17 protein-coding genes and 1 pseudogene are annotated in these 15,567 nt (G+C 61.1%); 12 read left to right on the forward strand and 6 right to left on the reverse strand.

What is annotated here, in order from left to right; translation table 11 throughout:
* Nucleotides 1-287: 287 nt before the first annotated feature.
* The 10 genes from ACWUKX_RS09830 (at nucleotide 288) to ACWUKX_RS09875 (ending at nucleotide 8,493) form a co-directional block, all read left to right on the forward strand.
* A complete protein-coding gene (locus ACWUKX_RS09830) occupies nucleotides 288-506 on the forward strand; it encodes a Flp family type IVb pilin (RefSeq protein ID WP_029348654.1) in 219 nt (72 codons plus the stop codon).
* Nucleotides 507-608: 102 nt separating this feature from the next.
* Entirely contained in the window at nucleotides 609-1,655 is a 1,047-nt protein-coding gene (gene cpaB, locus ACWUKX_RS09835) for a Flp pilus assembly protein CpaB (protein ID WP_456006175.1), read from the forward strand.
* 36 nt (nucleotides 1,656-1,691) lie between these two features.
* A complete protein-coding gene (locus ACWUKX_RS09840) occupies nucleotides 1,692-3,137 on the forward strand; it encodes a type II and III secretion system protein family protein (protein ID WP_456006178.1) in 1,446 nt (481 codons plus the stop codon).
* Nucleotides 3,138-3,141: 4 nt separating this feature from the next.
* Complete coding sequence (locus ACWUKX_RS09845) at nucleotides 3,142-3,408, forward strand: hypothetical protein (protein WP_246684033.1); 267 nt, start codon at nucleotides 3,142-3,144, stop codon at nucleotides 3,406-3,408.
* Nucleotides 3,409-3,468: 60 nt separating this feature from the next.
* Nucleotides 3,469-5,001 (forward strand): TadE/TadG family type IV pilus assembly protein, encoded by a 1,533-nt coding sequence (locus ACWUKX_RS09850; protein ID WP_456006181.1) that lies wholly within the window; start codon nucleotides 3,469-3,471, stop codon nucleotides 4,999-5,001.
* A 5-nt stretch (nucleotides 5,002-5,006) separates the two neighbouring features.
* Nucleotides 5,007-5,534, forward strand: coding sequence for a TadE/TadG family type IV pilus assembly protein (locus ACWUKX_RS09855; RefSeq protein ID WP_456006184.1), 528 nt, complete (start codon nucleotides 5,007-5,009; stop codon nucleotides 5,532-5,534).
* Nucleotides 5,535-5,536: 2 nt separating this feature from the next.
* On the forward strand, nucleotides 5,537-6,172 hold the full coding sequence (locus ACWUKX_RS09860) for a TadE/TadG family type IV pilus assembly protein (protein WP_456006187.1): 636 nt from the start codon (nucleotides 5,537-5,539) through the stop codon (nucleotides 6,170-6,172).
* Complete coding sequence (locus ACWUKX_RS09865; RefSeq protein ID WP_456006190.1) at nucleotides 6,169-7,332, forward strand: AAA family ATPase; 1,164 nt, start codon at nucleotides 6,169-6,171, stop codon at nucleotides 7,330-7,332. The genes ACWUKX_RS09860 and ACWUKX_RS09865 overlap by 4 nt, the downstream gene beginning before the upstream one ends.
* Nucleotides 7,316-7,906: a L,D-transpeptidase gene (locus tag ACWUKX_RS09870; protein WP_456006192.1), complete on the forward strand. Its 591-nt coding sequence runs from the start codon at nucleotides 7,316-7,318 to the stop codon at nucleotides 7,904-7,906. Before ACWUKX_RS09865 ends, ACWUKX_RS09870 begins: the two co-directional genes overlap by 17 nt.
* Entirely contained in the window at nucleotides 7,903-8,493 is a 591-nt protein-coding gene (locus ACWUKX_RS09875) for a hypothetical protein (RefSeq protein ID WP_456006195.1), read from the forward strand. Before ACWUKX_RS09870 ends, ACWUKX_RS09875 begins: the two co-directional genes overlap by 4 nt.
* A 102-nt stretch (nucleotides 8,494-8,595) precedes the next feature.
* Here the strand turns inward: ACWUKX_RS09875 and ACWUKX_RS09880 are convergent, their stop codons facing one another.
* Nucleotides 8,596-9,135 carry a hypothetical protein gene (locus tag ACWUKX_RS09880; RefSeq protein WP_456006197.1) on the reverse strand — a complete coding sequence of 180 codons (540 nt, stop codon included), beginning with the start codon at nucleotides 9,133-9,135 and terminating at the stop codon, nucleotides 8,596-8,598.
* Nucleotides 9,136-9,478: 343 nt separating this feature from the next.
* On the opposite strand from ACWUKX_RS09880, the pseudogene ACWUKX_RS09885 reads away from it, so the two are divergent.
* A pseudogene (locus tag ACWUKX_RS09885) lies at nucleotides 9,479-9,683 on the forward strand (HlyD family type I secretion periplasmic adaptor subunit); the annotation flags it as partial.
* Nucleotides 9,673-10,311 (forward strand): ribbon-helix-helix domain-containing protein, encoded by a 639-nt coding sequence (locus ACWUKX_RS09890; RefSeq protein WP_456006199.1) that lies wholly within the window; start codon nucleotides 9,673-9,675, stop codon nucleotides 10,309-10,311. The pseudogene ACWUKX_RS09885 and the gene ACWUKX_RS09890, both read left to right, overlap by 11 nt.
* A gap of 308 nt (nucleotides 10,312-10,619) precedes the next feature.
* On the opposite strand, the gene ACWUKX_RS09895 is transcribed toward ACWUKX_RS09890, so the two are convergent.
* From ACWUKX_RS09895 to ACWUKX_RS09915, 5 genes are all read right to left on the reverse strand, one after another.
* Complete coding sequence (locus ACWUKX_RS09895; protein ID WP_456006202.1) at nucleotides 10,620-11,678, reverse strand: ABC transporter ATP-binding protein; 1,059 nt, start codon at nucleotides 11,676-11,678, stop codon at nucleotides 10,620-10,622.
* Between the two features lie 45 nt (nucleotides 11,679-11,723).
* A complete protein-coding gene (locus ACWUKX_RS09900; protein WP_128239002.1) occupies nucleotides 11,724-12,545 on the reverse strand; it encodes a carbohydrate ABC transporter permease in 822 nt (273 codons plus the stop codon).
* A complete protein-coding gene (locus tag ACWUKX_RS09905) occupies nucleotides 12,546-13,487 on the reverse strand; it encodes a carbohydrate ABC transporter permease (protein ID WP_456006205.1) in 942 nt (313 codons plus the stop codon). It lies immediately after the preceding gene.
* A complete protein-coding gene (locus tag ACWUKX_RS09910) occupies nucleotides 13,487-14,824 on the reverse strand; it encodes an ABC transporter substrate-binding protein (RefSeq protein ID WP_456006207.1) in 1,338 nt (445 codons plus the stop codon). Before ACWUKX_RS09910 ends, ACWUKX_RS09905 begins: the two co-directional genes overlap by 1 nt.
* Before the next feature lie 62 nt (nucleotides 14,825-14,886).
* Entirely contained in the window at nucleotides 14,887-15,546 is a 660-nt protein-coding gene (locus tag ACWUKX_RS09915) for a GntR family transcriptional regulator (RefSeq protein WP_456006209.1), read from the reverse strand.
* Nucleotides 15,547-15,567 lie beyond the last annotated feature (21 nt).

A 15,567-nucleotide genomic window follows, 5' to 3' on the forward strand; every position in this document is an offset into this window, starting at 1 on the left:
AAGGAATATGCACCATCACTAATGCTGCCCCGCTTCCGCCATATCCACGGCCAAATTGTGAACGAATGGTTAAGGAGGATGAAAAATTCAGACAAATCAATGTTTTGATTAGTGTTAGAGTGGCAATATCATAGCGCGGCCATGTACATGATAGTTAAGGATCCGTTAATCCCGTTTGACTCCGGTTTTCGCCGGGACTTAGATTCGAGATGACGGGGGATGCTCAGGTATGGATTTCATCCTTGGCTCGTCTCGTCGGGTTCAAACTCCAAAGGGGAGAGATTGGCATGAAGAAGCTCATGACGATGACCCGGCAGTTCCGCGACGACGAAAACGGCGCTGCCATGGTCGAATATTCCATCCTTGTCGGCATCATCGCCGCAGCAGCGATACTTGCTATCCTGGCGATCGGCGGTTGGGTGACCGGTCGCTTTACCGGCCTATGCGCCGCGCTGGAAGCATCGCCACTCGGCACCTGCAACGTGGGAACGGGCGTCGGAACCTGATCGCCAGATCACGCTCAGGCCCGGGTCCCATCCGATCCGGGCCTGAATCCAATCGCGGCGGGCGAATTCCCGCACTTAGGCTTTGGGCTTGGGGCTTGGGTTATGCGCGCTAACACACTTATCATGATCGTTCTTGCGGGCGTGTTCGGCGTCCTGGCGGTGGTGCTCGCCAATGTCTGGCTCGCCAGCCAGCGTAGTGCCATGGCGGAAGCAAACGGAATCCAGCGCGATACGGTTGTGGTGGCAGCGGTGGCGCTGAAATTCGGCGACACACTGTCGGCCGACAAGCTGCGTGAAATCGCCTGGCCTGCAGGTGCCATTCCGGCCGGAGCTTTCAAGACGACGAAAGAGGCGCTGGCTGGCGAAGGCACCAAGCAGGCGCTGCAGGCGATCAGCGCCAACGAGCCTGTTCTCGCCACCAAGATCACCGGTCCCGGCCAGCGTGCCACGCTCTCCGCCGTGCTCGGCGAAGGCATGAAAGCCGTCTCTATCAGGGTCAACGACGTGCTCGGCGTCGCCGGATTTGTCTTTCCCGGCGATCGTGTCGACGTACTTTTAACGCGAACGGCGCGTGGCGAAGGCGGCGCGGATAAGAGCTTTGTCGACGTGCTGCTGCAGAGCATGAAGGTGCTCGCCGTCGATCAGGTTGCCGACGAAAGCACCGACAGCCCGACGGTGGTGAAATCGGTCACGCTCGAGGCCAGCACCAGGGATGCACAGAAGCTTACCTTGGCCGCCGGTGCCGGCCAGCTGTCGCTGGCGCTTCGCCAGGCAGCCGCCAGCGAGGGCGAGACGACCGAACGCATCACGCTTTCCGACCTGACTGGCGACACGCCGGCCGACGTCGCCGCCAGGGAGGCCGAGCTCGCCAAGCAGGCAATAGCCGAAGCTGAGGCCGCGGCCGAACGCAAGCGCGCGAACGACAAGATCAATGGGCTGACCCAGGCCGTGGAACGTGTGGGAAGCAGGCTCGACCTGTTGAGCAGCGCAAAACCTGCTCCGGCAGTGGCCTCAGCACCCCAGGTGCAAGAAGTAGTTAAGGAAGTGATCAAATTTGTGCAGCCGGAGCCGCCGGCGCGTGCGACGATAGGCGTTTTCAGGGGTGTGAAGCTCGAATCCTACGACGTGCCGCGACAGAAATTACGCTAGGGCATTACCGAACGAGTCGGTAGGGGGGTAGTCTAGATGCGAATGTTCCGGGGACCACTGGCGGCTGCCGCGCTGGCCTGTTCCGTGATGCTATTGCCGATCGATCTTGCTGCTCATGCAGCCGACCGCAGGATCGATGTATCGAACCCCAGCGTCCACCGCATTTTCCTGCCCATGTCGCAGTCGGTGACGATCCAGGTGAACGCCACTCTCGGCGACATCGTCGTCGGCGACGAGAAGATCGCCGACGCCCAGCCAATGACCGACAGGACGCTCTATGTCATTGGCAAGAGTGCCGGCACCACCACCGTCAACCTCTTTTCCGAGGACAAGCGCTCGCTTGGCGTGATCCAGATCGAGGTCGGCGTCGACGTGAGCGACATGGCGCAAGCAATCCGGCAGGTCGCTCCCACGGCGCGCATCGATATCGGTTCGGTCAATGGCAAGGTGAGGCTCGGCGGCCATGTCAAGGACGGCGCCACACTGGCGGCGATCCTGCAGGTTGCCCAGCAATACGGGCCTGACGCGATCATAAATGCAGTGACCGTCGACAACAGCCAGCAGGTAAACCTCGAAGTGCGGGTGCTGGAGGCCAAGCGCAATGCCGGCCGCGATCTTGGCGTCTCAATCAGGAGCACCAACGGCAGCGGCACGACCCGCACCGGAACCGGTATTGCCACCGTGGATGAGGACAATTTGGTTCTTGGACCTGGAGGTCTGATTACGGGCCTTCTTTCGAACAGCAATCCATTCGCGGCGCTGATCACTCGCGTCATCGACAGCAACATCAAGGTCGATTTGATCATAGAGGCGCTAGAGGCCAAGGGTGTTGTGCGCATGCTGGCCGAGCCCAACCTCACCACGCTGTCCGGCGAGCCGGCCAGCTTCAATGCCGGCGGCGAAGTTCCTATCCGTAGCGTCGACGGTGATGGCGAGGTCCAGGTCGAGTTCAAGCAATTCGGCGTCAATCTGCTGTTCACGCCGATCGTTCTTGCCGACGACAAGATCAATATCAGGCTGGCGCCGGAAGTCAGCGACCTCACCGGTTTCACCAGCGCCGGCGACCCGATCTTCACCAATCGCAAGCTGTCGACCGTCGTCGAATTGCGCGACGGCCAGAGCTTCGCGGTCGGCGGGCTTCTGTCGAGCAAGAACACCAAGCTACAGAGGCAGGTGCCGTGGCTCGGCCAGGTGCCGATCGTCGGGACGCTGTTCCGGAATTCGAGCAACCAGAAGGAAGAGACCGAACTGGTCGTGATCGTGACGCCGCATATCGTGCGGCCGGTGAAACCAGGCGAACAACTGGCGACGCCGTTCGACAAGACACGGCCCGCCAACGACCCCGAGCTTTTCCTGCTCGGTCAACTGGAAGTGACCAAGGACATGGTTCGCAAATATGAACTGGGCGAAGGTGTCGTTGGCCCCTACGGCCACATGCTCGACCTCAAATCCAAGGACAAGATGCTCTATGTCAAGAAATAGGATCTTGCTCATCCTCTTGTGCGCCGGCTTGCTGACGGGCTGCGCCGACTATCTGAATCGCTACGAAACGATGACCTTGGCCGCAGGCGACACGCAGAAATACAACTCGCTTCTGCAGACGGTCGACCCGCTCAATCCGGCCTCCAAGAACACGACGATCAAAGGCGACGGCGTGCGCGCCGCCGCTGTCGCTGAGAGCTACAGAATTCCACCGCCACCACCGCCGCCGCCAGCCATTACGGTCAATGTCGGCAACACCGGGGTTGAATAGAAGGATGCGGGTTCGGCGTCAGGCAAAGCGACTGGCGTCAGGGGAGCTAAGAGTAAGGCCATGCTGCGGATTGTTCGCGCGTTCTGGCACGATCAGAGGGGAATAGCGCTGATTCTCGTCAGTGTGACGCTGCCGGCGATCATCGGCTTTTCCCTGCTGGCGATCGACATGAGCCGGGTCAACAACCTCCACAACGATCTTCAGAAGGGCGCTGACGCGTTTGCACTCGCGGCGGCAGCGGAACTGGACGGAAGCAGCGGTTCCTGGGCGCGGGCCGAACGCGCCATGGCGACGCTCGTAGACAATGAAAGCAACTTCTCCACGGCAGGCAGGTTCACTCTCACCTCCGGTCAGCCGGGAGGCACGCAGCGCTGCAACAGTGCTGGGCACATTTCCTGGTGCTTCCTCAAAGCGATCCCTGCCAACGACGGAACCAAGATCACAACCGCCAATCAGGCCAACTATCTTGCAGATGCCAACCTGGCTGTTGGACAGGCGGAAACACGGTTCATCCAGGTGACAGTAGCTCCCCAAGGCTTTGCCGCGATCTTTCCCGCCTCATTTGTGACATCCGGCGCCAGCGACAGCTTCAATGTCGGGGCGGTCGCGGTAGCGGGCTTCACCTCCGGCGTCTGCGATTTTACGCCTGTCTTTATGTGCAATCCCTATGAGATGGTGAACGGGACAAACAATGCCGGGGGTTATACGCTTGAGCAGGCCGTTTCCAATCCGGCTGTCCGTCGCCGGCTGATCGAACTGAGGAAGGTCGGAAATGGCGCTGCGGCCGGTCCGGGCAACTTCGGCTTCCTCGAGCCGCCGGAAGGTGTCGGCAACGGGGCGCAGGCGCTAGCGCAGACCATCGCAACGTCGACGCCGATCGGCTGCTACAATTCCGCGAACGTAACGACGAAGACCGGTCAGAATGCCGGCCCGGTGCAAGACGCCTTCAACGTTCGTTTCGGGATTGGAGCTAACGGCAACCACTTCGACAGCCCCGAATACGGTCCGGCCGCCAATGTCCGAAAAGGCGCGATACGGACTACAGGCAGCGCCAATCAATGCCCTTCCATGAACCAACTTTCATTCACCGAAGCTGGAACGATGGGCCTTCCGCGCGATGCGACAACGCCGTATCTGGGCGGCAGGATGGGCGACGGAAATTGGAACTTCTCCGGCTATTGGAGCACTAATTTCGGTTCCGCTGCCTATCCAACCGCATGGGACACGACCAAGCCAACGCGCTATGAGGTCTATCGATACGAGATATCGAACGGGTTGGTGGCGACCGCGTCGACCGGTGGAGAGATCGGAACGCCGGCCGCAGCTTGCCAACCGCCTGTCACGACAGTTGATCGTCGGTTGCTTTATGGCGCGATCCTGAACTGCATTGCACTCGAAGCTGCTGGCAACGGCCTGTCCGGCCATAGCACCAATCTGCCGGTCGAAGCCTTCGGCAGTTTCTTCCTCACTGAACCCGTGCCGTCAGCATCAGAGGACGCGTCGGTGATGGTCGAACTGGTCGACGTAACCGGCGGTGCAGGCCAGGGCACGCTTGACAATTTCCTTCGCGACGAAGCCCAGCTCTACCGGTGATGGCGATGATCGCAGCCCTGTACCATCGTCTCCACAGATTTCGACGCGAGCAGCGCGGCACGGCTCTCGTCGAAATGGCGCTGATCGCGCCGCTGATGCTGATCCTGTCGGCGGGCGTGTTCGAGTTCGGCAATCTGATCCACCAGAAGCTGCTGATGGAGGCTGGCCTGTCTGACGCGGCACGCTTTGCCGCGCGCTGCAACAGCCAGTTGTATACCAAGGCCGGGCTGGCGGCGATCGATTGCGCCGATATCGCCACAAACATCGCCGTGTTCGGCAATGCTGCGGGGACAGGGAGTGCGCGCATCGTCGGCTGGCAGAAGGCGAATGTGACGGTGACCATTGCCGCTTCAGGCTCGTGCCATGACGCCGTGGTCGCAGGTGTCACCCAATATCGCGCTACCACCGCACAGGTCTGCATCGTCAGGGCGGCGGGGACGTTGGCCTATAGTGGCATCGGAATGCTGTCTCTGGTCCGCATTGGCCCCATGACGCTAAATAGCTCTCACGAGGAGCGGTTGATCCGGTTCTGATCATGATCAGGGGTTTCGCAAAATCGGAAGGCGGCGCGACGACGGTGGAAATGGCCATCGTATCGACACTGCTGTTTGCCCTTGTTCTCGGCTTCGTCGATTTCGGTTACGCCCTTTATCAGTGGAATGCAGCCAACAAGGCCGTGCAGCTCGGCGCACGTCTGGCCTCGATTTCCGATCCGGTTGCCACCGCGCTAGCTACAGCCGCACCGACGACGACACCTGGCGCCCCGGTGGTTGCTGCCGCTTATGGACCCTTCGCCTGCACATATACCGCCGGCACGGGCGTTTGCAGCAATGGCGGCACATTCAATGCCGCCAATTTCAGCCGTATCTTCCGCGGCGATACGGCAGTCACCAATGACGACGCCTGTGTCCCGCTGGCGACAGACCAGCGGCCGGGTATGTGCCATTTCTTTTCAGGCCTGCGGCGCGACAATGTCGTCATTACCTATTCCGCCACCGGCTTGGGCTATCAGACCCGGCTGGGCGGGCCGGTGCCGACAATCACCGTCAGGCTTCAGAACCTGACCTTCCAGTTCTTCTTCCTCGGCGGCCTGCTCGGATACGGAAACCTCACCATGCCCTCGATGCTCAGCACGGTCACGGGCGAAGACCTGAGGAGTACATCCCCATGAACGCCCTCAACACCAAGGTCCTCCCGACCAAACGAAAGCAGGTGGCGCTGTTTTCGTCGGATCCGCAGTTCAAGCGCGAGGTGGCGACGCGGCTGGACGCGCTGGCCATCTACGACGTCCGGATTTCCGAGACGGTTGACTTCCTCAATGGTCCGCCCCCCGAGACGCGGCCGGGCATCGTCATCCTCGACCTGGCCAATGGCGAACTGCTCGGCATGCCCGGCATCGTCGCGGCCCGCGCCTTGTGGGCATCCGTGCCGCTGATCGCGGTCTCCGACGAATTGACTTCCGAGCAGACGCGCATCCTGGTCCGCATGAACGCCTCGGACTGGTTGCACAAGCCGCTCGACGCCAAGGAGCTGCTGAACGCGGTCACTTTCCACGACACCGGCAACCAGGGCACCAAGAGCCGCATCATCACTTTCATCAGCGCCAGCGGCGGCGCCGGCGCCACCACGCTCGCTTTGTCGGCTGCGGAATTCCTGGCGTCGAAATCCACCGAACGCGCGGCTTTGACCTGCCTCGTCGACCTCGATTTCCAGAGCGCCAATTGCGGCGCCTACCTCAACCTGTTCAACCAGTTCGACCTGGCCGGCATCATCGGCCAGCCGGAAAGGCTCGATGTCGAACTGATGGACGTCATCAGGCTTTCGCGTCCGTCCGGCCTGACCCTCTATTCATTCGAGAGGCCACAACTGCCGTTTGAGCCGCAGGGCGCCAATTTCGTGTTCCGGCTGCTGGACCTCGTTGCCTACCGGTTCGACGACATCGTCATCGACCTGCCGAATATCGAAACCCCCTGGCAGAATTCCGTGCTTTCGACGAGCGACGAGATCTTCATCGTCTTCGAGCTCAACGTCGCCTCACTGCGGCAAGGCAAGCGGCTCTACACGAAGATCCGCGAGCTGCGCGGCAATGCGGCGAGCATCACGCTGGTCGCCAACAAGCATAAGCGCAAATGGTTCGGCAACCACTTTTCGCGCCGCGAACTCGAGAAGATCTTCAAGGCGCCGCACATCAAGTCGGTCAGCATGGACAATGCGCTGCTGACCGACGCGCTGAACCGAGCCATCCTGCCTTCCGAAGTGGCTGGGCGGGCGCGTTTCAACAAGGACCTGAAGCGGATGTTCAAAGAGCGGCTCGATGATGCAGCCCGGTAGATACCGCATCGTCCCGAGGCTTGCCGGTGCCTGCATCATGGGCCTGGCGTTGGGGATGCCGGCCTGGGAATTCGCCCATGCCCGATCCGCGCTGTCGGACCGGCCGCCGCTGCCGGCAATGGGCCCCAGCCTGCGCAAGGCTGTTGCTCTCCAAACCGTGGAACGGCCCGGCACGATCATCATCCGCAAGGACGAGAAGGCACTCTATCTGGTGACCCGGCAGGGCGAGGCGCTGCGCTACCAGATCAGTGTCGGGCGCGACGGCTTTGGCTGGACCGGCATCGTCAAGGTCGGAGCGAAAACGGAATGGCCGGAATGGCGCCCGCCTAAGGAAATGCGCGCCCGCCAGCCGGAGCTGCCGGAAATGGTGCCCGCCGGTCCCTACAATCCGCTCGGTGCCAGGGCACTCTATCTGCTGCGGGACGGGCGCGACACGCTCTACCGCATCCACGGCACCAACGATCCCAAGGGCATCGGCTTCGACGGAACATCGGGATGTTTCCGTCTAACCAACACCGATGTGATCGATCTTTTCAAGCGCGTCTCGGTCGGCGCAAGGGTGGTGGTCCAATGACGATGATCAGCGACCCGGATATGCCAGCGATCGACATTGGGCCGGCAACCCACACTGGAGGGCAAACTGTCGTGGGGAAACCAAGCAATGCAAAGATGATCGGCGTTGTCGCCGTCGGCGCCTTGCTGATCACGGCGGTGAACATAACGGCCGCGGTCTATTTCTACCGCGGCATCAACGATCTGCGCTTTGTCGAACGGCGGCTGGAACAACTCGGATCGTTCGAGCAACGGATCGCAGCCCGGCTTGAGACGGTCAACAACGGCTTTCAAAGCCGGTTTGAAAAACTGGACGGTCAACTGCAGGGCAGCTTCAACGAAGTCAAAGGCAGTATTGCCCGGCTTGAACAGGAGCTGCCCCTGGCCAGTGACGACGACATGTCGAGCATCGCGGAGCCTTCCGTGGTCACGACCAGCACCATGGCGGATGCAGCCACCGATCTCGAAGAAGCGACCCAACCCAGTATCGTCGAAGCGCCGCGCCCGCCCAAAAAGAGGATCGCGGCGGCGCTGCCCCCTGCCCCAAACTCGTCCTACCAGCGCATAGTGCAGCCTGACGGCAAAGTCCATTACAAGAAAATCAATTAGAAGCGACAGACATCGAGAGATCGGTTGTGCGCTCAGCTGGATTCCGAGCTGCCGTCGCCTTGTTGGCAATGCCGATCGGGAGCGCGATGGCTGTGCCCCGAGCTAGAGATCCCGCTGCAGAGCACAACGCCGTATGGCGAGCGCTTGGGAACGCTGTCGCGCTTCGACAAGAAACGCAACATGACAGTAGGCGCAGGCTGCAGTGCCCAGAAGCAGCACCAGGCTGTTCTGCCATGTGAAATCGAGGATCAGCGAGAATGGATGGCCGCTGGGCGCGGTGAATGCCGCAATCGTGCTCGCTGTCTCAGAATGGCTGCTGGAAGCGATCATCAACCCGACGAAAAGCAGAGCGACGTGGTTGGTAAGGAAGAAGAACGCGGCCGATTTTCTCGTCCGGCAAGCCATCCAGCAGACGATCGACGCGGCGGTCACGATGGCGGCATCAAGGACCATTGAACCGCCCAGATAGAGGTCGACCTGCTGCCAGAACATCGTCGACAAAGGGCGTAGTTCAAGCCAGATCCGCCACATGACGGGGCTGGCCGGATAGGTTCCCAGCAGGAACGTCGCTGCTCGCTCCCCTGCCAGAATCAGAAGGATGAGCGCTGGAAAGGCAAAGAGCAGTAGCGGCTTGCGCGTCATGTTCCCTCGACAATCGATAAGCAGAATAGGCTGCAAAGATTGCGCGAGGCTTAATGGACGGCGCGCTCTTCCCGAATAGAGGCGCTTCTGAGCCACGGCCCCGGTGAGTCGCGGCAAGCAACATTGATCATAGGCGCAGGCGTCCTGCCACAACGTAGCGAGCCGCCCGCTATGTGCCATTTTCGCTACATTCCCGAAACTTACCTGTTTTAAGCCGGCGCTGAATCAATAAACCCTCACATATTCCAAGAATTTGGCGGATAATCTGTCAAAGCTCGGTGAGAAGGCTTCGGCCATATAAAAACGTACAGAGCAGAAGCGTGGGTGGGGTAGAAATGGATACGACAGCCTGGTCGATCAAAAAACCGGTGGGCCCTTTTACCAGGTACGTGTCACGACAGACAAATCGACGCTCGAACGGGATGGCAAGGCCCATCATCCCGGGCATGATCTGCTCAGTCGACATCAAGACAGGACGCAAGACGATCCTGAGTTACCTTTTTAAGCCGATCAACAAGGCGCGTCAGGAGGCTATGAGTGAGCGCTAGCGCCACCTCTCCCGCCACCAATCCTGATCCGCTACTCCTGCCGCTCGCCAACGACGATTTTGCACTGGAATTTCGAGTTGTGGCGCGTGGCGGAATGCGCCGCGGGATCCGCCTGGAGCGGGCTTTTTGGATATCGCTGAAGCGGATGGCTAAGCGCCGGAAGTGCACGATCGGCATGCTGATCGATGAGATAGCCGGAACTCAGGCACAGAACGGCAACCTGACATCGGCAATCCGGGTAGCCTGCATACGCGGTCAGGCGGAGGAATACGGGACGTTGAGTAAGCTCGCGTCAATAAGGACAATCAACGCCATACTGGTTGCCTGCCCCTCGCCTGCATTTGCCTTGACGTCATCGAAGAAGATCCTGACTTTCAATGTTCCGTTCCAGCAACTGGTGAAGCGCCAACTGCCTTCCGGACCAAACGACGATGCGCGGCACGACCTCAAGCTGGCGCTGGACCTCAACGTTGCCGACATTTTTGCGCGCCTCGACCTCGACGGCGACACTCCTGTCACCAGCGGATTTGTCATCGGCGCCGGCGAACGCCAGTACCGTGGTCAGTTGAGCGCCGTGCGGGCGCCGGTGATCGAGCCGGAGCTGCTAATAGCGTTCGTCTTCGGCTAGACCGGTTCCGGCAGTACTGAGCGGCAATCCTGCAAGACGCGTTGTGTAATTTTACGGGGATCATAGCCTGCTCCGAATCTTCGCCAGGAGCAACGACGCCGCCCTTGATGTCGGCCAAAATCCTCACAGTCGCCAGCCAGCCGCTCGATCGCTACGCGGGGAACCGCCGCTTCAGCCAGTCGAGCATGAGGGGGGTGACCTCCTCAGGTTTCTCCTGCTGGGACCAGTGTCCGCAACCAGCGATCACATGCTTCTTGCTGGCGAATGGGTTGGTTCGCTGACGCTGATTACCCGGGCGCCTGCGCCAATCACACACGCCGGCCGGTTTTCGCGTCGAACAGGTGGGCGCATGCGCGATCGATCTCGATCCGCACCTGCGCCCCCTGCCTGAGCGGCAGCCGCTCGCGGAACAGGCAGGAAATTTCCTCGCCGGCGCAGTCGACCTTGGCGAAGATTTCCGAACCCGTGGCTTCCAGAAGCGTGACCGTTCCTGGCATGCCCTGGGCGGTTGCGCGGATATGTTCGGGGCGGATGCCGTAGACAAGTTCGCGTCCTGCAGCGTCAGCCGGGCGGGCACCTTCCGGCAGCGGCAGGATCAGCCCGCCGGCGCTGCGGAACGCGCCTTCCTCGATGCGGCCGGCAATGAAGTTCATGGCGGGCGAGCCGATAAAGCCCGCAACGAAGAGATTGGCCGGCTGATCGTAGAGGTCGAGCGGCGCGCCGATCTGCTCGACCAGGCCGTCATGCAGCACGACGATCTTGTCAGCCATGGTCATCGCTTCGATCTGGTCATGCGTGACGTAGATGGTGGTGGTGCCCAGTCGCTGGTGCAGCGCCTTGATCTCGCCGCGCATCTGGACGCGCAGCTTGGCGTCGAGATTGGAAAGCGGCTCGTCGAACAGGAAGACCTGCGGGTCGCGCACGATGGCGCGGCCCATGGCAACGCGCTGGCGCTGGCCGCCGGAGAGCTGACGCGGATAGCGCTCAAGCAGCTTTTCCAGGCCGAGGATGCTGGCGGCATTCCTGACGCGGCCAGCGGTATCGGCAGGATCGGCTTTCTTGATCTTGAGCGCAAAGCCCATATTGTCGGCCACCGTCATATGCGGATAGAGCGCATAGTTCTGGAACACCATGGCGATGTTCCGGTCCCGCGCCCGCAGATTGTTGACCATGCGTTCGCCAATGGCGATCTTCCCGCCGGAGATCGTTTCAAGTCCGGCGATCATGCGCAGCAACGTCGACTTTCCGCATCCCGACGGGCCGACCAGGATGACGAACTCGCCGTCGGCGATGTCGACGCTGACGTCGTGAATGATCTTGGTGGCTCCGAAAGCCTTCTGCACGTTGTTGATCGTTACCGATGCCATTGGATTTCTCCGGGGAAAAGAGTGATGTCCAGCTAGAATGCGGCTTCAGCCGCCCTTGACGGCTCCGGCGGTCAGCCCGGCGACGATCTGCTTCTGCGCGAACATGGTCAGGACCAGCACCGGCAGCGTCACAACCAGTGCTGCGGCGGCGAGCGGCCCCCAGCTCACCTGCTCATAGGAGAGCATGTTGTAGACGGCGACCGGCAGCGTCCGCGTCTCGCGGCTGGCGAGCACCACGCCGAAGACGAAATTGTTCCACGAAAAGATGACCGACAGGATGAAGGCGACAACGATGCCCGGCTTGGCGATCGGCAGGGCGACCAGCCGAAACACCTGCCAGGAGCTGGCGCCGTCGATGTTGGCCGCCTCTTCCAGTTCCATCGGCGTGGTCTCGAAATAGCCGATCATCACCCAGACCACGATCGGCACCGTCACCACCAGATGGATGATGATCTGCGGCCAGAGCGTTCCGAGGATCCCGATCCATTGGAACAGCAAAAACAGCGGGATGAGATACGATAGCCCCGGCGTCATGCGGGCGATCATGATGACGATCGCCGATCTTTCAGCCTTGAGCCGCGCTATGCCATAGCCGGCCGGCACGCCGATCAGCAGCGCCAGCAGTGTCGCCGTGCCCGTCACCAGAACCGAATTCCAGAGATAGAGCAGGAAATTGTTCTCCTCGAACACCTTGACATAGTTCGACCAGGCGAAACGTTCGGGGATCAGGATCGGTGGATAGGCGCCGTTGTCGATCTCGAATTTCAGCGAAAGCGAGATCATCCAGAGGAAGAACAGGATCGCCGGCGAGACGATGACCAGAGCCGCGAAAAACAGGCCGATCTGGTTGAGCAATCGTGAGCTCATCTATTTGCCCTCCGCATCGTTCCACTGCGAGCGCTGGCGCAGCATCAGGAGAATGAAGGACAGCGCCACGATGACGATGAAGAACACCACGGCCATGGCCGAGCCATAGCCGATGTCGTAGTAGGAAAAGGCGGTGTTGTAGAGATAGATGTTGATGGTTTCGGACGCCGTGCCCGGTCCGCCCTGGGTCATCGCATAGATGATGTCGAAGCTCTTCAGCGCATCGATGGTGCGGATGATCAACGCAATCATCAGGAACGGCGCGATCATCGGCAGCGTGAGGTAGCGGAATTGCTGCCAGGCATTGGCACCGTCGATCTCGGCGCTCTCGAACGGCTCGCGCGGTACCGAGGCCAGCCCGCCCAGCACGATCAGCATCACCAGCGGCGTCCACTGCCAGGTCTCGACCGCGACCAGCGAAGGGATCACCGTGTTGGCGTTGAATATCCATTCCTGCGCCGGGATGCCGACCAGCGACAAGAGGTAGTTGAGCACGCCGAGCTGGGGATGGAACATCATGGTCCAGACCAGCGCCACGGCAACGGGCGTTGCCATCATCGGCATGACGAAGACGCCGCGCAGCAGGCCGCGCAGCGGAAACCTGGCATCGAAGATCAGGGCGGCGACAGTGCCCAAGAACATCGGCGCTGCCACCGAGAGGGAGGTGTAGGTCAACGTATGAACAAGGGATTCCCAGAATCGCGGGTCGCTGGCCAGACGGAGATAGTTTTCCATCCCGGCAAAGCTCCGCGACTGGCCGAGCGTCCAGCGGTTGATGCTCATCCAGAGCGTGAAAGCCCAGGGAAAGACGATCACGGCGCTAACGACGACGAGCGCCGGAACGACGAAAGGCCAGTAGTTGGGAGCCAGCCGGATCGTCTGGCTCCCCTCGATGACCTGTTCAGTCGTCACCCCGGTGCGTTCTGGGGCGATGGCGGACATTAGCCCTGCTCGCTCCTGTCGAGAACCGGCTGGAACTGCGCGGTGGCCTTCTTCAGCTCTTCGGCAGGATCAGCGCCGGCAATCATGTTTGTCAGCGCCACGCCATAGATGTCGCGGAACTCAGTGACCGGGATGATCACCGGCAGCGCCAGCCTGCTGATATTGCCGGACTGAACCACGGCATCGAGCCAGCTTGCCGGCATGGTGACGCCTTCGCGCACCTTTGGGTCTTCCAGCACCGACTTGCGGAAAGGCACGCCGGCGCCGGCCTGGAGCAGGCGCGCGCCCATGGCCGGGGAAACCGCCCACTGACAGAAGAGATAGGCAGCTTCCTTCTTTTCGCTGGAGGCGGTCACGCCGAGGCCGTCGCCAAACGTCCCGGAGGCATGCGCCTTCGGCCCCTTGGGCATGACGCCATAGCCGACCTTGCCGACCACGCGCGACTTTTCGGGATTTTCCATCGGCGGGGCAAAACCCACGCCATCGAACCACATGCCGATCTTGCCTTGCAGGAAGGCGGACTGCGCTTCAGCCCAATTGAAGCCGGTGACACCCGGAGGGGCGGACTTGGTCATCAGCCTCTGGTAGAGGGCAGCGGCCTCGATCGCCTCGGGCGTTTCGGTGCGCAGCTTTCCCTTCTCGTCGAGCGGCGTCATGTCATAGCCGAGCATCAGCGACGTCCACACCGGCGTGTTGGCATTCTTGAGGCCGCGGGCGACGAAACCGAAAGTGTTGGTCGATGGATCGGTCAGCGCTTCGGCGGCGGCCACCAGCTGGTCGAACGATTCAGGGTATTTGAGGCCCTTGGCCTCGAACAGCTCCTTGTTCCAGTAGACGATCCAGTAGTCCACCGAGAAGGGCAGCGAACGCAGCACGCCCTGGTTGTCCTTGGCGAAAAGCATGCCGGCCTCGGCGAAATCGCTTTCGACCAGGCCGGGATCGGTCAGGGTCGGATCGGCCAGATAGCCTGATATGTCGGCCAGCCAGCCACCCTTTTCGAACTGGCGCTTCTGCACGTGATAGCTGAGATGCACGACGTCGAAGCTCGGCTTGCCGGAGCTGAGCTCGATCACCGTCTTCTGCCGCTGCTGTTGTTCCGGCGTCGCCTCGGCATTGACCTTGATGCCGGTCAGCTCCTCGAATTCGGCGATATATTTCAGGATGGTGTCGCTGCGCGGACTTTTAACCAGATTGACGTCGAGCGTCGTGCCGGCAAAGCGCTTCCGGTCGACGCTGGCGGAAAAGCTCGGGCGAAGGCCCGCCAGGCTCGCGGCAGCGAGCGCCGTGGTTCCTGCAAGGACTTGCCTTCTTGTTGGCTTGAACGGATTGGACGACATTTCTTCCTCCCTGGGTTGCTGTCGTTGTGGATAGTGTCGCGGCAGCCGCGAACCATACGTCCTCAGATCTGGAGCGCCAACCGGCGCGCGTTGTCGATATGCCGGCTGATCGCCTCGACCGCCTTTTGCGGGTCGCGGCTCTCGAGCGCTTCGATCACCGTTAGGTGCTCCTGCATCACCGGCACGACACGCCCGTCGATACGGAAACGCTCCTGGTGGATTAGCCTGATCTTTACCGAATTGACCAGATACGCCTTGGCGATGATCTCGTTGCCCAGCGCATCGATGAAGGTGTCGTGCATGGCCCAATCGATGTTCTGGGCCCTGGCTTCCATTTCCGGCGTCGGCGCCAGCGACAATGCTTGGGCCAGCATGTCCTCATGCTCGCGCCGCAGGCGGCCGAGCTCGGCGTCGGAGGCGTTGACGGTGAACAGCGCCACCGCTTCGCGCTCCATGAACAGGCGAAACTGAAAGGCCTCGCGGATCAGGTTGATGTCGATATGGGCGATCTGCATGCCGCGCTGCGGGATCGTCGTCAAAAGCCCCTCGGCCTCGAGACGCGGCACGATCTCGCGGATGGCGCCAAGCGGCAGCCCGGTAAAGGCAACCAGCTCACGCTGCGACACGAACTGTCCCGGCCGCAGATCGCGGGCCAGCAAATGCCGCGTGAAGCTGGCATAAGCTCTTTCCCTGAGGGTTGCCGGTTCGCTGCTGTCGTCCATTTCAGCGCGCTTCCCTTTGCC

The organism is Mesorhizobium sp. f-mel (assembly GCF_053850215.1).

Bases quoted from the DNA above. Each gene is read 5' to 3' on its own strand.
- ACWUKX_RS09870 (WP_456006192.1), top strand. From the start codon at position 7,316: ATGATGCAGCCCGGTAGATACCGCATCGTCCCGAGGCTTGCCGGTGCC.
- ACWUKX_RS09865 (WP_456006190.1), top strand. From the start codon at position 6,169: ATGAACGCCCTCAACACCAAGGTCCTCCCGACCAAACGAAAGCAGGTG.
- ACWUKX_RS09840 (WP_456006178.1), top strand. From the start codon at position 1,692: ATGCGAATGTTCCGGGGACCACTGGCGGCTGCCGCGCTGGCCTGTTCC.
- ACWUKX_RS09910 (WP_456006207.1), bottom strand. From the start codon at position 14,824: ATGTCGTCCAATCCGTTCAAGCCAACAAGAAGGCAAGTCCTTGCAGGA.
- ACWUKX_RS09875 (WP_456006195.1), top strand. From the start codon at position 7,903: ATGACGATGATCAGCGACCCGGATATGCCAGCGATCGACATTGGGCCG.
- ACWUKX_RS09880 (WP_456006197.1), bottom strand. From the start codon at position 9,135: ATGACGCGCAAGCCGCTACTGCTCTTTGCCTTTCCAGCGCTCATCCTT.
- ACWUKX_RS09850 (WP_456006181.1), top strand. From the start codon at position 3,469: ATGCTGCGGATTGTTCGCGCGTTCTGGCACGATCAGAGGGGAATAGCG.
- ACWUKX_RS09855 (WP_456006184.1), top strand. From the start codon at position 5,007: ATGATCGCAGCCCTGTACCATCGTCTCCACAGATTTCGACGCGAGCAG.
- ACWUKX_RS09895 (WP_456006202.1), bottom strand. From the start codon at position 11,678: ATGGCATCGGTAACGATCAACAACGTGCAGAAGGCTTTCGGAGCCACC.
- ACWUKX_RS09900 (WP_128239002.1), bottom strand. From the start codon at position 12,545: ATGAGCTCACGATTGCTCAACCAGATCGGCCTGTTTTTCGCGGCTCTG.
- cpaB (WP_456006175.1), top strand. From the start codon at position 609: ATGCGCGCTAACACACTTATCATGATCGTTCTTGCGGGCGTGTTCGGC.
- ACWUKX_RS09830 (WP_029348654.1), top strand. From the start codon at position 288: ATGAAGAAGCTCATGACGATGACCCGGCAGTTCCGCGACGACGAAAAC.
- ACWUKX_RS09905 (WP_456006205.1), bottom strand. From the start codon at position 13,487: ATGTCCGCCATCGCCCCAGAACGCACCGGGGTGACGACTGAACAGGTC.
- ACWUKX_RS09915 (WP_456006209.1), bottom strand. From the start codon at position 15,546: ATGGACGACAGCAGCGAACCGGCAACCCTCAGGGAAAGAGCTTATGCC.
- ACWUKX_RS09860 (WP_456006187.1), top strand. From the start codon at position 5,537: ATGATCAGGGGTTTCGCAAAATCGGAAGGCGGCGCGACGACGGTGGAA.